The organism is Sporosarcina sp. UB5 (genome assembly GCF_050859005.1).
Classification (GTDB): Bacteria; Bacillota; Bacilli; order Bacillales_A; family Planococcaceae; genus Sporosarcina.
Genome location: NZ_CP125984.1, coordinates 992,689 through 1,007,552 on the forward strand (window position 1 = coordinate 992,689; position 14,864 = coordinate 1,007,552).

Below are 14,864 nucleotides of genomic sequence, written 5' to 3' on the forward strand. Positions count from 1 at the left end.
CTCAACTCTCCTCCTCTTTCACCGCGCGAATAAACTCGCGGATCAACGTCTCATCTTTTCTATACTCAATCTCAACTCCACTCGACACATCCACCATGAACGGACGCACTTGCCGGATTGCTTCCTTCACATTTTGTGCATTCAACCCGCCCGCTAAAATTATCCGCTCCCTCGGCAAATCCTGATTTAGCAAATCCCAGTCAAACACCTTCCCGCTTCCCCCACTGAATTCAATCCCCGGTGTATCGAATAAAACAAACTCCGTCCGAAAGCGATGTACCTCTTTTACATCTTCACTGCCGTGCACCGATACTACTTTAATAGAAGGAAGTCCGACTTTTTCAATGAACTTGAGCGACTCACCACCATGATATTGGATGTAGTCGAGCGGCACCTCCCGGAAAGCACGCTTCAATTCCTCTCGTTCCGCATTGACGAAAACTCCTATTTTCATAACGTGATCCGGAACGAGGCGCGCAAGTTCCTTTGCTTGCGCAATCGCGACACGGCGTCTGCTCGGTGCAAATACGAATCCGACCGCATCCGCCCCTGCTTCCACCGCAGCTTGCACATGCCTTGGCTCCATCAATCCACAAATTTTTACTTTCGTCATAGCGTAACACCCACCTTCGGAACTTGCAGTGAACGGAGCGACTCTTCAATAGAAGAACTCCGCATAAGCGTCTCGCCAACTAATATTGCGCTCGCCCCGGCAGCCGCCGCCCGTTTTGCATCTTCCGCATTCATAATGCCGCTTTCGCTAATGTAGATACGGTTTTCATTAAACGGAAAATGCGCTGCAACTTCTTCCGTCTTTGCGATATCTACATTAAATGTCCGCAAGTCCCGATTGTTTACGCCAACTAGTATTGCATTCACTGCTAACGCGCGTTCCAATTCTTTTGCATCATGGACTTCCACGAGCACTTCAAGCCCTTCATTGGTCGCATAGTCGTGAAGCCTTTTTAGCGTTGCATCGTCTAGAGCCGCCACGATAAGCAAAATGACGGACGCACCCGCTTGTTTCGCTTGATTGATTTGCACTTCATGGATGATGAAGTCTTTGCAGAGCAAAGGTGTGCTGACCACTTCCGCGACTGCCGCCAAGTCATCGAAGGAACCTTTGAAAAACTGCGCGTCCGTCAGTATTGAGATGCATTTCGCACCTGCTTTCTCGTATGCTAATGCCTGAGCAACTGGATCTGCATTATCAGCAATTATTCCTTTCGAAGGCGAAGCGCGCTTTATTTCGGCAATGACTTTCAGGCAATCGGATTGCTGCAGCGTTTCAAACAGAGAGGGCCGCTGTTTCGTCAATGTTCCACATGAAACGACATGTTCCTTCATTAAGAGCTGTTTCACTTCAAGTCGTTTTGTCTGTAAAATTTTATCTAATATCGTCATGTCGCCATCGCCTCCTGCCCAATCTGCTCACTGAACGCGATGACCGCCTCCAATTTCCGAAGTGCATTAAACGATAAAATACTGTCGGTCGCCCGTTCAATTCCTTCTTGTATCGAGTCCGCAACGCCGTTCGCAAACAACCCGATGCCTGCATTAAACACAACCGTGTCAAAGCGCGGTCCCCGTTCACCTTGCAACAAAGAGTGAATCATTACGGCATTCTCTTCCGGGGATCCACCGCGGATTGTAGATAGAGGAGCGTATGAAAGCCCGACATCTTCCGCGTTAAGTGTAAATGGAATGAAGTCACCTTTATCCATAAGGACAAACGAGTTTTGGCCTGCGAGCGACGCTTCATCCATTCCACCTGCGCCCGATACGACAATCGCCCGGTCTCTGCCAAGCATCCGCAAGACGGACGCGTATTCCATAATGAAATCAGGACGATTAATGCCCGTAAACTGGGTTTTTAGCGGAATAGGATTCGTCAACGGCCCGACGAGGTTGAAGATTGTTGGCTTCCCAATCATCTTGCGTGCCTCGCCGATTCTCTTCATGTTCGGATGAATAATCGGTGCGAATAAAAATGCGATTCCTTCATCGTTAAGCATTTGGCTCATATCTTCCGGTTTGAAGCGCGAATGAATGCCAAGCGCATCAAGCACATCGTGGCTTCCTGCAGCACTTGAGATTTTCCGGTTGCCATGCTTCGCCACTTTCACGCCGGCTCCAGCCAAAACGAATGCCGCTGTCGTACTTATATTGAAGGAATTCGACCCGTCGCCTCCTGTCCCGCAATTGTCTAAATAGCTGGCAGTTGGCACATCTAGCTGTATCGCATGGGACGTCATGACGGAAGCTAGTGCTGCCACCTCTGTCGCCGTTTCCCCTTTCTCGGATAAAGCAACGAGAAACGACGTCATTTCGGCTAAATCCACTTCTTCCGAAAACATTTGTTTTGCCACATCTACCATCTCTTCGTATCGTAAGTTTCGGCCTTTCTTCACTATTCTCGTATAGTTTTTCATTGCTCATCTCTCCTCTTCTCGTCTCGTCTTTTATTTCAAAGCATCGAGTAATGAACGGGCTTTGTTCACTGTCTCCTTATATTCCAAAGCCGGAATGGAATCCTTCACAATCCCGGCCCCAGCCTGTACAGTTGCGATTCCGTCTTGTACCGTCATCGTCCGGATCGTCAACGCAAAATCGATATTCCCATTCAATCCGATATAGCCGATTGCGCCTCCGTACAATCCGCGTGGCTCATCTTCTAGCTGCGATATGACATCCATCGCGACCTTTTTCGGTGACCCCGTAACCGTTCCCGCAGGCAGTGTCGCCTTTAACGCATCGAGCGCATGCAATCCTTGCGCTAGTGCACCTTCCACTTCCGAAACGAGATGCATGACATGTTCATATCGAACAGTTTCCATATACTTCGATACGTGGACGGACGATGGCTCACAAATCGGTTCTAACTCCTCCTGGCTTAGTTTCACGAGCATTTCATGTTCCGACAACTCTTTCGGATCGTTTCGCAGCTCTTCCTCTAATGCTCGATCTTCTTCATCATTGCGCCCCCGTCTCCGCGTTCCCGCTATCGGATTTGTTATGACTGTGCCGTCAGTTACCTTGACGAGGCTTTCGGGGGATGCACCGATGACGGTATGATTGCCGAACTCCATATAGTACATATACGGCGACGGATTCTTTTTCCGCAGTTTTCGATATAGCGCGAACGGGTCGCCTTCAATATCCGCTTCAAGCTTTCGCGAAAGGACGACTTGCTCAACTGCACCTTTTTGAATGAACTTCTGTGCCTGCCTAACTCGTTCTTCAAATTCTTGTTGCGACAGTGCACATCGATAATCGGAAACGGATACCCCTTTCTCCTCTTCGACCTGCCCATTCGTAATGAGCTCTGTCAATGCATCTAAATTTGGCTTTGCATACTCTGGGTGAATTTCCGTATGCAGCAAACTCACTTCATTTACTAGATGATCGAAGACGATAACCGTGTCGTAAATATTGAAGTACACATCGGGTTTTTCATTGGAATGAACTACCGTGTCGCCCGCCGCACCATATCCCACATATCCGACGGCACCACCCATGAACGGATACTTCCCATGCTCGGCAATCCGAGGCATCAGCCTTTTTAGAAGCGTATACAAATCCCCTTCATGCATATAAGTCTTGTCCGTCTCGTACACAAACTCTTCCAACTGGCCATTCCCACCGCGATATGATTTCACCGGATCAACGCCGATGAACGAATACCGCCCCGACCGCTCATGCTGCGACGAGCTTTCCAATAAAAACCGGTGACGACCGTGCAAACGCCTGAATATGAGGATCGGCGTCAACGAATCCCCTTCAATCTTCTTTTCTGTCATACGTAAACTCGTCTTTTCCATCTCAGCTCACCTCTTCTATTTGTTGGTGGTAGGTTATTAATAAAAACAAAAAAGCCCTCTGCAAAAGGACAGAAAAGTCCAGTTGCAGAGGACGGATTACCCGCGTTGCCACCTCTATTTGAAGCTATCGATTAAATAGCTTCCACTCGGCGCGCCTAAAAAAGACGCTTCCCATAACGTGGGAAAACGTCCGCCCAATAAGGCGGCTCTCATAAGTCCATTCACACCAGCCGCGAATCAGTTTCCACCACCCACTGACTCTCTACATCGCGCATCCGGCGCTACTTCTCTTATTCAACAATTTCTCAGCTATGCTCTTCTCTACTCAGCTCATCTGTTCTTGGGCGGCGCCGCTCCCGGCACCTCTACCCTCTCCGAACAAAAAAGTTGTTTTAACCTTACTATGCATTCAGTCAATTGTCAACCTTTCGATAACATATGCAATCCCCCGATTTTGTAAACCTGTTGCCCAAGCTGTACAATAGTGGGAAAGAAACTCGAAAAAAGGTGAACATCATGCGAATTAATAAATATTTAAGCGAAGCCGGCATCGTCTCCCGGCGCGGTGCAGATAAATGGATCGAAGACGGGCGCGTCACAATTAACGGCCAGCTAGCCGAACTTGGAAGCAGAGTTGACCAAGGAGATGAAGTCCGTGTCGATGGCAAACCCGTAAAAACCGAAGAGCAACTCGTCTATATCGCCCTCAATAAACCCGTCGGCATCACAAGCACAACCGAACGCCATATCGAAGGAAATGTCGTCGATTTCGTCAACCATCCGCTTCGTATCTTTCATATCGGACGGCTTGACAAAGACTCCGACGGTTTGCTGCTACTTACAAATGACGGCGATATCGTGAATGAAATCCTGCGCGAAGAACACGGCCATGAAAAGGAATATATCGTCACAGTCGATCGTCCCATCACAAAAGAATTCATTCACAAAATGGAATCCGGCGTCGAAATCCTTGATACCGTAACGAAACCATGCAAAGTGAAACAACTTGGCCCACGCAAATTCAACATCACATTGACACAAGGGCTGAACCGCCAAATCCGCCGCATGTGCTCAGCACTCGGCTACAATGTGAGACGCCTTCAACGCACACGCATCATGAATATCCACCTTGGCAATTTACCAATTGGACAATGGCGCGACTTGACTGATAAAGAGCTTGAAGAGATGTACCGGATGCTTGATTATGAGCCGAAAAGGTAACCGACACCAACTGTTAAATCCAGTCCCTTGCATCAGTAAGCCAACAATTGTATAATTCAGATATATACTTCATAAAATAAAAAGAACCACCCGGTTGCAGCCGAGTGGTCAAGGTAATTGATAGGTTCCCTAAAGGGGACGGCTTTCTCAGATGAAATAACCCATCCGAATCGAGCGCTGAACTCAAGGATGGGTTATTTCTTTTTATCATTTGACAGTATCATGACAACTAATGTTGCAAAACCGATTGCAACCATTAATGATTCGAATACTGACATGGGCATCACCCCCTTTCAAAAAGGGATGAGCCGTCCATCCTTAAGTCACCTATTCAATTACTCTTTTATTATAGCACACGTACGTTCCGAATAGACTGATTATTACGATAGTCGACCGCTATGGTTTTCAATGTTACCACACCCCTCATCCCAGCATTCATACCGCCACTGTAACCGACTTCCCTCTCTTCACAAACCACTTCTCAAAACTCAATCCAACATAAGCGATAACCAAAAGGAAAACCGTCGCTCCAATCAGCATCGCGCAGCCCATGTACACACTGATCGCCGGATTGTTCAGCAGCGTCAAAATCTCTCCATTAACGATTTTCGGTATGTTTACATAAAGAAACGGTGAGTACTGGGCGAAATCATCCAATTTCCAACTCAACAAATAGCCCGCTACACTTATCAACCCTGTCAGCGCATACACAACTAACGGCTGGCGTATGAAGATCCCTAAGACATTCGTCAACACGAGAAGAAACAATGCGACACAGACATATAGAAAAAGTGCCTTTAGCAAAAACTCACCGAGCGGCATGAAATGATAGCCACCTTCGAATGCTCTCAACCCTGTATAGTCGAACGACTGCACTTCACGCTTGCTATGATAATGCAGCACCGGATACATCCAATCACCAAACCGGTTCAACACCGTCCCGACTAGCACAGCAAACAGGAAAACACCAATCGCACTTCCTATCGCTACTACAGAACTGAAAAGCACTTTGCCAAGGAAAAGGGACCGTTTCGTGATGGGCAATGTCTCCAGCAGATGCAGCGTCGGCCTCTTTCCACGCTCGCCCGAAAAGCCTGCACCTACGAGGATAAGGAGTAAAAGCAATGGAATGAAGTACAGATAGTCGCGGAAGTACATGAACAGTGAAAATAATCCACTATGATCCACTTTCCGGTTATGCATTTCATTCGCTTTCTTCTCCTTGCGATGTTCCTCTTTCCACTGGTCATGGATGTTCGGAATATAGGTGCCCGCAAAGACCGGTGGGATATTATGCTCTTTCATCCACTCTTTTTGCGCAATTGCAGTCTCATAGCCGAAAATGGTGTCTGGGCTGTAATTATGCTTTTTAAACTCTCTCAAGTTTTCAAGATATCGATGATCATTGAACAGCTGATAATCGTAAAACGGAGCCCAGTCCTGCTTTTTATAGCCACTTAGTGCACGTTCTGCTAAATAGGCTTGTTCGCGGGCTTCATCTATATATTCATTGAAGCGCACAATATTATCGCCATATATGAACTCCCCATCTTCACCTTTCGCATTTGCTTTTGCGATCCGCTCCTCCATTTCCTGGATGAATTCTAAATAATAAGGAATGGTTTCCGTCTCAGTCTTTTCAACAATCGAAGCTAATCCTTCAAGAGCTTCCTTCTCCTTCTCCTTCACTTGCGCCGCAACGTAGAAATAGCCGACGACCGCGGCAATGGACAAGACAATCAGGGATTGACCCACAAGCCCTCTTCTCCTTGTCTTCCTCCATTCAAACAAACCATTATTCCAAACAGCGCGGAGATGTTTCGTCTCCCCTTTACGGTACGGCTTAAGTTCTTCCGAAGTTTTGAATAAACCCCGTTCACCTTCACGCAAGAAGAGGGTTGCCGTAAACAATGCGGCGCTCCATAGAATGGCCGAAATAGCATATAGCCCTATCGGATGGGCCGGCATTTCCATCAGAAACTGGTCAGCACGGAAAAACTGGAATGGGTTCCAAGGCGACTGAATGATAGACATCGAATCTGTCAATACAACGCCGACCATTGTTATGAAGCCCGCAAGCATGATCGTAGAAAATGAACTTCTTAATTGCGTTCCAATCAAAAGGGACAAAGTAAAAAGGAATCCTCCAGCTCCAAGAAATAGGATGGTAACATTCATCAAATGCTGCCAAACAGGGATAATGGCGAAGGAATCGCCCGTCTCTAAGAACTGCGGAAACGACAGGTCATTGAATGGTTCCCCAAAAATGTTTGGAATCGCCCATCCGCTAATCGCTACGACAACCAAAAAGAATACCATCATACTTAGCAAACCGACATACTTCGCTAATAGTAGCTTCCATCTACGAAGGGGCTGCGTCCTTAACGTCAATAATGTCTGTTGCTCCTTCTCTGATGTGTAGGCATTCCCAAACAGAAGCAATAGAAGTAATAGCCCTGCCGGCCCCAACAAGATAGGGGTGACTTTTTTCATCAGCAAGGCCGGGGTCACTGGCCTCGTTTCATTGGCATATGGCAATTCGTGTTCAAGTAAATACATATTCTTTTCGATCGCCTTTTCCCTTTTTACTCCCTCCAAAGCAGTAAAAACGCCACCCGCTTCTTCGTATAGCCCTAAATACGAATAGAAATTATTCTCTACATGCGGAATCTCATCCCACCGCTTTCCGTAGATGGCGCTTTTCCATTGAAACACCGCGGTCGCCATATCGTTCAAACTATCGAATTGTCTAACTTGCTCATCCGTCAGTTCTTCCTCCCGCTTCAACTGCATTAGTTGCGTATATAATTGATCGGTTTTGAGGGCGACAGACGAGAGGTTTTCCTCTGCCTCTTTCGCCATGAGGTCCTGTTCGTTTTTATTTTGATAAAAAACCCAACTAACGCATAACAGCGCAACAACTATCAGCCAAATGGTCTTCCTCTGCCGCCAAATCTTCTTCAGCTCAAACTTCAACAAGCTCATTGGCCTTCGTCTCTTCCGTAAAAATTTTCCGGTATCGCTCCTCGGAACCGAACACTTTCTTCTCGATATCGTCAATGACGACCTGCTCTTGATCCAACAAATAGAAGACTCGATCGAGCGCAACATCCTTCCGGTACAGATGCAGTCGCCCATCTACTACCTCGACAGGGATGCCGACTGCCGCCAATGCCTTTTCCGCCTTTACAACATCGTTAACAGTAATTTGATAGCGGACTTGCTCAAATTCCGCCATATTTTCCTGGATTAGATTCCCTTTCTTTAGGAATAAAATCGATGATGTCACACGGTCAATTTCCGCTAGATTATGAGAGGACAGTAAAATAGCCGTCCCTTCGTCACGCAATGCGAGTAGCAATTCACGAACCCGGATCGCACTCGTCGGGTCAAGCCCGTTGAGCGGCTCATCCAATATCATCAACTTTGGCTTGTTTACGACAGCCATTGCGAGCAGTAAATGCTGTTTCATTCCAAGCGAATAGTTCTTCACCTTTTTATTCAAGTAACTCGTTATGCCGATCCGGTCCGCCGTGTCCAACAGCTGCTTTTTCGGTAACCCTTGCACGTCACAGATAAACTGCAAATGATCGTATCCCGTCAAATAATCGTACAGCACGGTGTTATCTTGCATGAACGAAATTTCACGGAAAATATTTGGATCCCGATTGCTCTTCCCAAGAACTGTTACATCCCCTTTTTTTGCAGGTAACAAATTTGTAATGATGTTCATTAATGTCGACTTCCCCGACCCGTTAGGACCAACGAGCGCAATGATCTGAGGCTCGTCAATATCGAACGTAATCCCCTTTAGTACCTGTTCCTTGCCAAATGATTTGTACACGTTTTTGACAGATAAAATCATGTTCACAACTCCCCCCAAACAATTTTTCATCCAATTATATCCATTCTACTATACCACTGTGCAAATTAACAGAAAATAATAATTCTTTTAAACAAGTAAGCAAACACAACAAACGGGTTCCTGAGTTATCGTTCATTTCACGATGGTTAACGAGCATTTCCGGGCGATTATCGATCATTTTTACAAAGTTATCGGTCAAGATCACAACTTTATCGATCAACTTTCATAAGTTATCGTCATTTCATGACCTTTAGACTAGACAATGAAATTAATAATCGACGCATACTCTATTATTTGCAAACTTCTTATGTCATAGTAATAATGGGAATATTTCTATTAATGGGGGTTTGACAATGGAGAAGTTAGTGAAGTTACGCGAGAGATTTGATGAATTAGGAATTGATGGGATGCTAGTTACAGATCCGTATAACCGGAGATATTTGACGGATTTCACCGGAACAGCTGGGACAGTGCTTGTGTCAAAGACCGAAGCATATTTATTAGTTGATTTCCGTTATGTGAGCCAGGCGAATGCACAAGTTACGGATTTCACCGTGAAAGAAATCGATCGCTCCATCATTTATGAGGAAATTTCAACGATTGCTGAAAGCTTGGGAGTTAAGAAGCTTGGCTTTGAACAGCAGCACCAATCTTATTTTTATTACTCCCAGCTTGCGAAGGCAATGAAGGCGGAGCTTGTGCCTGTCTCAAATGTCGTTGAAAAACTGCGGATGATCAAAAATGAATCGGAAATGGCCATTTTGAAAAAGGCTGCTGAAATTGCAGATGCCGCATTTGAGCATATTTTGACGTTCATTCAGCCAGGCCGCACGGAAATTGAAATCGCGAATGAATTGGAATTTCATATGAGGAAATTGGGCGCGACTTCTTCATCTTTCGACATGATTGTCGCATCCGGTGTGCGTTCTGCGTTGCCGCATGGAGTGGCGAGTGACAAGGTAGTGGAGCAAGGGGATATGGTGACGCTTGATTTCGGTGCTTACTACAAAGGGTATTGCTCCGATATGACAAGAACGATTGCGGTTGGCGAGCCTGATCCGAAGCTGAAGGAAATCTATTCAATCGTTCATGATGCTCTTGAAAATGCGCTGTCGGGCATCAAGGCCGGCATGACTGGGAAAGAAGCAGATGCATTGACCCGTGATTTGATCAGGGAAAAAGGGTATGGCGACTATTATGGGCATGGAATGGGGCATGGGATTGGCTTGTATATCCATGAAGATATTTTCATGAATCCGACGTGCGAGCTGCTCGTCGAAGAAGGAATGGTGTTGACGGTCGAGCCGGGTATTTACATTCCAGGTCTTGGCGGGGTGCGGATTGAGGATGATATTATCGTGAGAAAAGATGGTATCGAGATCATTACGAAATCACCTAAAGAGTTGATTGTTCTTTGAGACAATAATGGACTTCCGGCAATCCGGAAGTCCATTTTATTTGGTGTTTTAATTTGATTCGGTTGGATATCGTTCATTTCCCGTTAAATATCGATCATTTCCCAAGTTATATGGTCATTTCGTGACCTTCTACCTACCACACGGCATCACTCCTCTATCAACCAAACAACACGGCAGACAAATAAACAACAAATGTCACCGTAATCGCACTTAACACGGTTGAAAACAGAACCGTTTGTGCTGCCAAATCCGGATACACATCGTATTCCAACGCTAGTGTTGAACTGTTTCTTGAAGTCGGGAAGGAACTTGCGATGAACAGCGATTGTGCTACAACGCCGTCTAGTCCAAATAGAAAAATGAGCAGCAGTGAGACAGTTGGACCGATAATCAGTCTTCCTATACTGCTAACGAGAACTGTACGATTAATAATCGTCTTAAACTGAATTTGTGCGAGCTGTGCTCCTAGTAATATGAGTGCGATTGCTAAAAATGCATCCGCTAAATGACTGATTGGAGACCAAAGAAATTCCGGAATCGGAACTTGCAGCCAATTCAACAAACCACCAAGTATCATCGCGTGTATGATCGGCATTTTCAAAAGCGACCGTAAAATTTCGAGTCCGGACTTCGTTGCGGATATTAAATTATACAAGCCATATGTATACGTTAAAATATTTTGAAAGACCATCACGATAATTTGGATGGATATACCGAGAGGGTTTGCTTGAAATAAAAGCTGACTGACCGGTATTCCATAATTCCCCGAGTTGATTAATGAAACGCTATTTTTAAATATCGCTGATTCCCCTTTGTCTAACTTCAATAGTTTACCTATGATCGACGTAACGACAATTACTACGAGACTAAAGGCAATTAAATAGCTAAAGATTTCAAGAAGGACCTGGACATCAATCTCTGTAACATAAAGATTGGTGAAAACGGCAGCTGGCATAAGACAATACGTCAGCAAATTGGAAACCGCCCTCAAGTTAAATGAAAACTTCTTTTGTAATACTGCACCAATTACTACTAAAAGTAAGATAGGTATAATAACATTTAAGAAAATGGAGCCTATAAACATAATGGCCTCCCCCTGTCGTGAGGAAATTTATCAATAGAAAAAAGCCACAAAATATATACGAAAAATGACTTTGTGGCTAAATCTCGCTTTATTTAATCTCATTCACCCATTCGGGCAAATTCGTCACGTTGAACCGGGACGAATTTGCTAAAAACGTTAATGTGTCCGCCCGGAAGCCCGCTCGGTAATAAAGCCTATAATAAAAACGATCATCTTTCCACTCCATAACATAATTCCTGAGCAATGCTTCCACTCCATCATCCAAGATGACTGTCTTCGTATCCTTCAACTCTGATGTCTCCAATGAATATTCAAAAGGCTCTTTACTAACATGATAGTAATAGATGCCGGTTGAGAGCTGTTTATTGTATTCCCACTTACTTCCCTTTCGAACATCCATTTCAACCATTCGATGTTTGACATAATGTGTAAACTGTACAGGTTCTCCGTCGGCATACGTTACCTCTCCAAATGTGCATTCTACCAAATAAGGTTCATCTTTAGGGAGCGGAACATATTTCCCGAATTCCTTCATTGCATCTTCCGTATGTTTAAAACGTTTGTACTCATTCATTGTTTCATTTGGGGGGTGATGCGCTGCTTTCCGCATGCATGTATTTGTATTGAATGAATAAAAGGCTAAAAATAAACTGCTGACGAACAGGATAGCTATTAGTATTTTTTTAGATTTTTTCATTGGCTCTAATTATGTATCCCTAAAAAATTAAGAGTATTCATATATTAGTCCCCCTATACCGCCTTTCCAAGGCAGATAATTTCAACAATTAAATTATTCCATATGTAACCAGTATTGTCTATATATTTTTAGTGCGCAAAAAGGACTTCCCTGTAGTCGGAAGTCCTTTATTTTGGCGCGTCGCGAGTATATCAATCATTTCCCGTCAGAAGCAACGTCCCGCGTGCGTTAATAATTTATTTCACAGCCAAATTAGCTTGTTTCACAGTGAAGTCTTCCTCCGGATAATATGCGTCTTTCACTAATAAATTCGGACCTAGGCATTTTACTGCCGGACAATGACAGCTGATCGATTTAGCAAGAGGGCGCTCTAGCCATCTATCAAGCATTTCGGGCAATGAATCATGTTGAATATTGCCCATTGGAGGCGTATCGCCAAAATCTGTTACGATGACGTCGCCTGTGAAAATGTTGACGTTTAGACGGGAGCGGCCATCCGGGTCATTTCGGACGGAGACGTTTTTGCTGCTATGAATGCGTTTCAACAGCTTCAAGTCTTCTTCGTTTTGACTGCACGGATAAAACGGCAATGTGCCGAATAGCATCCACACATCTTCATTCCGCATATCTAATAATTGATGGATTGCTTCTCGCGTTTCATCCAATGAAAGGACTTCAAGCTGCGAAGCGAAATCGCTTGGGTACATCGGGTGCACTTCATGTCTTGCGCACTTCATCTCTTCAACGACTTGTCGATGAATGTGAGCGAGATGCGGGAGAGTTCGTTTATTCAACATTGTTTCCGCGGAAACCATGACGCCAGCTTCCGCCAACGCCCGGCTATTATCGATCATCCGTTGGAACTGCTCTGCACGGCGTTCTCTTGGGGGCTTTCTTTCCATATTCGCGAATCCACCATCGACAAAATCATCGACGGTACCCCAGTTATGGGAAATGTGGAGGACATCCAAATAAGGCGCTATTCCCATATAACGCTCAAGAGGCATCGTCAAGTTCGAGTTCATTTGCGTGCGAACGCCTCGTTCATGCGCATATTTTAATAATGGCAAGACATATTGATCAATCGACTTTTTGGAGAACATCGGCTCGCCGCCTGTTATACTAATCGTCCGTAAATGCGGTATTTCATCAAGACGGAAAAGTAGCAAATCGATCGGCAATGCGTCAGGATCTTTATGTTGCAGCATATAGCCTACCGCGCAATGCTCGCATCGCATATTGCATAAATATGTAGTTGTAAATTCAATGCTTGATAATGTTAATTTTCCATGCTCCTGCACATCCAAGTAAGCTTCCCATGGATCGTAGGCAGGTGACATTTTTTTCAGTGTTGCTACATTTTTCATTTCTATGACTCCCTACAAGTTAATAAAGGCCATAAAATAGTATGAGCTGAATTCCATTCTTTTGCAACTTCGCCCTCGAAAAAAAGTATCGGGAGAGTGACCTCGCGATACTTTTTGTTCATAGCTATAACTATCAAAAAAATTTCGTTACCCCGAGTATCAAATTAACGAGGACGCCAATGTGCATGACATCCAAATAGAAAATAACGCGGTTCGCTTGTGAGCGCATTCTATCGTCCACTCCCACGCCCTGTTCCATGTTCCACTTCAGTTGATTGCCTAGGCGCGACATTCTCGGAGCGATATAAAACGCGATTAAAAACAAAATGCCAAGCATAATATATTGCTTCAGTCCAATCCACGACCACTGAAGAAATCCGTATTTGCCCATGACTGTCATCGTAATTCCTGTAACTACAATTGTAATGACGGAAGTGAAAAAGAAAGGGACGCTACCTAATAGCAGTCTTAGCATCGTTGCTTCTCCTACACTCCCCACTTCCTTACGAAATCCTGACACGATGAAGCATCGCTCGTAAAGGGCCCCACCAAGCCAGCAACATACAGCAATTAAATGAAGTACTAAGACAAAGGTAAACATCGTACCCCTCCCGAATGTTATGACTACATACTCTATGTATATTTCGGGAATGACGTTTACGTACCACGCGGACAAAGGTGGGAGAATCAAAATTCCTAGCTATGAATAATAGAAAAGCAGCCGAATGAAATAGGTTTCCCCTTTCATTCAGCTGCTTGTATTGTTAATTAGATTACGAAACGACAGGCCAGCCGCTCCAAATATCAAGTTTGTTCCCGTCTAAGTCATACAAATAGAAGTTCTCTCCGCAATTGTCGTTGTCCTCGATTGCAGATATTGTCGCGCCGTTCTTTTGTAATTCTTCATAAAAGCGATGAAAATCAGTTACCTCCAATGTGAGCAAACATTGTTCCTCGCCACCGATTTCGGTAAAATTTGCGTTAACTAAGTCCTTGCTTTTAATTAAACAGATGTACTGACCAGATTCTAATACAAGTTGGGCTTGTGTTGCATCCGTTTCAATCGGGCCAACTCCTATCAATTTCAAATGTTTCTCATACCATTCTGCAGATGCTTTCGGATTGGCAACTGGCAAATAAATTGTTTCGATTCTTTTAATGAAGCTTCCCATTTTCTCTCCCCCTATTTCCCTTTTTACTTATGCTCTGTACTTCGATATAAATTAAGAAATTCCTGCAATGTGAAAAGTTAATGGGGAGATTCCACACTCTCAGGTTTGAGCAAATTTCGCGCTGAATGCCTTTGGCAAACTACAATTTCACTTAGACATAGTTAGGCATAAGGTCCTGAAATCGGCATAACTCCACGAGATTGCGTCATAACTCCCTCA

13 protein-coding genes and 1 other annotated feature are annotated in these 14,864 nt (G+C 44.7%); of the genes, 2 read left to right on the forward strand and 11 right to left on the reverse strand.

The genetic code is table 11. The annotated features are described in order from the left end of the window. Position 1: 1 nt before the first annotated feature. From QM454_RS05340 to QM454_RS05355, 4 genes are read right to left on the reverse strand one after another with little or no spacing between them, the layout of a single operon-like run. Positions 2 to 613 (reverse strand): phosphoribosylanthranilate isomerase, encoded by a 612-nt coding sequence (locus tag QM454_RS05340; RefSeq protein WP_432362533.1) that lies wholly within the window; start codon positions 611 to 613, stop codon positions 2 to 4. Then, the gene (gene trpC / locus QM454_RS05345) at positions 610 to 1,404 is read right to left on the reverse strand and encodes an indole-3-glycerol phosphate synthase TrpC (RefSeq protein WP_432362536.1); all 795 of its coding nucleotides are present in this window, start codon (positions 1,402 to 1,404) and stop codon (positions 610 to 612) included. The genes QM454_RS05340 and trpC overlap by 4 nt, the downstream gene beginning before the upstream one ends. Next, positions 1,401 to 2,432 (reverse strand): anthranilate phosphoribosyltransferase, encoded by a 1,032-nt coding sequence (gene trpD, locus QM454_RS05350; RefSeq protein ID WP_432362538.1) that lies wholly within the window; start codon positions 2,430 to 2,432, stop codon positions 1,401 to 1,403. Before trpD ends, trpC begins: the two co-directional genes overlap by 4 nt. A 30-nt stretch (positions 2,433 to 2,462) precedes the next feature. Next, positions 2,463 to 3,821 carry an anthranilate synthase component I family protein gene (locus QM454_RS05355; RefSeq protein WP_432362541.1) on the reverse strand — a complete coding sequence of 453 codons (1,359 nt, stop codon included), beginning with the start codon at positions 3,819 to 3,821 and terminating at the stop codon, positions 2,463 to 2,465. A gap of 84 nt (positions 3,822 to 3,905) precedes the next feature. Further along, positions 3,906 to 4,128, reverse strand: a binding site (T-box leader). 209 nt (positions 4,129 to 4,337) lie between these two features. Here QM454_RS05355 and rluF point away from each other — a divergent pair. Next, entirely contained in the window at positions 4,338 to 5,042 is a 705-nt protein-coding gene (rluF, locus tag QM454_RS05360; RefSeq protein WP_432362544.1) for a 23S rRNA pseudouridine(2604) synthase RluF, read from the forward strand. A gap of 435 nt (positions 5,043 to 5,477) precedes the next feature. Here the strand turns inward: rluF and QM454_RS05365 are convergent, their stop codons facing one another. After that, positions 5,478 to 8,027 carry an ABC transporter permease subunit gene (locus QM454_RS05365; RefSeq protein ID WP_432362547.1) on the reverse strand — a complete coding sequence of 850 codons (2,550 nt, stop codon included), beginning with the start codon at positions 8,025 to 8,027 and terminating at the stop codon, positions 5,478 to 5,480. Continuing rightward, entirely contained in the window at positions 8,008 to 8,907 is a 900-nt protein-coding gene (locus tag QM454_RS05370) for an ABC transporter ATP-binding protein (RefSeq protein ID WP_432362550.1), read from the reverse strand. The genes QM454_RS05365 and QM454_RS05370 overlap by 20 nt, the downstream gene beginning before the upstream one ends. Before the next feature lie 353 nt (positions 8,908 to 9,260). Between QM454_RS05370 and QM454_RS05375 the strand changes: the two genes are divergently transcribed. Then, positions 9,261 to 10,325: a M24 family metallopeptidase gene (locus QM454_RS05375; RefSeq protein ID WP_432362553.1), complete on the forward strand. Its 1,065-nt coding sequence runs from the start codon at positions 9,261 to 9,263 to the stop codon at positions 10,323 to 10,325. Between the two features lie 157 nt (positions 10,326 to 10,482). Here the strand turns inward: QM454_RS05375 and QM454_RS05380 are convergent, their stop codons facing one another. The 5 genes from QM454_RS05380 to QM454_RS05400 form a co-directional block, all read right to left on the reverse strand. Continuing rightward, a complete protein-coding gene (locus QM454_RS05380; protein WP_432363869.1) occupies positions 10,483 to 11,412 on the reverse strand; it encodes an AEC family transporter in 930 nt (309 codons plus the stop codon). Positions 11,413 to 11,497: 85 nt separating this feature from the next. Next, positions 11,498 to 12,106 carry a hypothetical protein gene (locus tag QM454_RS05385; RefSeq protein WP_432362557.1) on the reverse strand — a complete coding sequence of 203 codons (609 nt, stop codon included), beginning with the start codon at positions 12,104 to 12,106 and terminating at the stop codon, positions 11,498 to 11,500. Between the two features lie 236 nt (positions 12,107 to 12,342). Continuing rightward, on the reverse strand, positions 12,343 to 13,473 hold the full coding sequence (gene yfkAB / locus QM454_RS05390; RefSeq protein WP_432362560.1) for a radical SAM/CxCxxxxC motif protein YfkAB: 1,131 nt from the start codon (positions 13,471 to 13,473) through the stop codon (positions 12,343 to 12,345). 133 nt (positions 13,474 to 13,606) lie between these two features. Then, on the reverse strand, positions 13,607 to 14,074 hold the full coding sequence (locus tag QM454_RS05395) for a DUF2269 family protein (RefSeq protein WP_432362563.1): 468 nt from the start codon (positions 14,072 to 14,074) through the stop codon (positions 13,607 to 13,609). Between the two features lie 172 nt (positions 14,075 to 14,246). After that, on the reverse strand, positions 14,247 to 14,645 hold the full coding sequence (locus QM454_RS05400) for a VOC family protein (RefSeq protein WP_432362566.1): 399 nt from the start codon (positions 14,643 to 14,645) through the stop codon (positions 14,247 to 14,249). Between the last annotated feature and the right edge of the window lie 219 nt (positions 14,646 to 14,864).

Bases quoted from the DNA above. Each gene is read 5' to 3' on its own strand.
- QM454_RS05400 (WP_432362566.1), bottom strand. From the start codon at position 14,645: ATGGGAAGCTTCATTAAAAGAATCGAAACAATTTATTTGCCAGTTGCC.
- QM454_RS05370 (WP_432362550.1), bottom strand. From the start codon at position 8,907: ATGATTTTATCTGTCAAAAACGTGTACAAATCATTTGGCAAGGAACAG.
- QM454_RS05375 (WP_432362553.1), top strand. From the start codon at position 9,261: ATGGAGAAGTTAGTGAAGTTACGCGAGAGATTTGATGAATTAGGAATT.
- trpD (WP_432362538.1), bottom strand. From the start codon at position 2,432: ATGAAAAACTATACGAGAATAGTGAAGAAAGGCCGAAACTTACGATAC.
- QM454_RS05340 (WP_432362533.1), bottom strand. From the start codon at position 613: ATGACGAAAGTAAAAATTTGTGGATTGATGGAGCCAAGGCATGTGCAA.
- yfkAB (WP_432362560.1), bottom strand. From the start codon at position 13,473: ATGAAAAATGTAGCAACACTGAAAAAAATGTCACCTGCCTACGATCCA.
- QM454_RS05365 (WP_432362547.1), bottom strand. From the start codon at position 8,027: ATGAGCTTGTTGAAGTTTGAGCTGAAGAAGATTTGGCGGCAGAGGAAG.
- QM454_RS05355 (WP_432362541.1), bottom strand. From the start codon at position 3,821: ATGGAAAAGACGAGTTTACGTATGACAGAAAAGAAGATTGAAGGGGAT.
- rluF (WP_432362544.1), top strand. From the start codon at position 4,338: ATGCGAATTAATAAATATTTAAGCGAAGCCGGCATCGTCTCCCGGCGC.
- trpC (WP_432362536.1), bottom strand. From the start codon at position 1,404: ATGACGATATTAGATAAAATTTTACAGACAAAACGACTTGAAGTGAAA.
- QM454_RS05395 (WP_432362563.1), bottom strand. From the start codon at position 14,074: ATGTTTACCTTTGTCTTAGTACTTCATTTAATTGCTGTATGTTGCTGG.
- QM454_RS05385 (WP_432362557.1), bottom strand. From the start codon at position 12,106: ATGAAAAAATCTAAAAAAATACTAATAGCTATCCTGTTCGTCAGCAGT.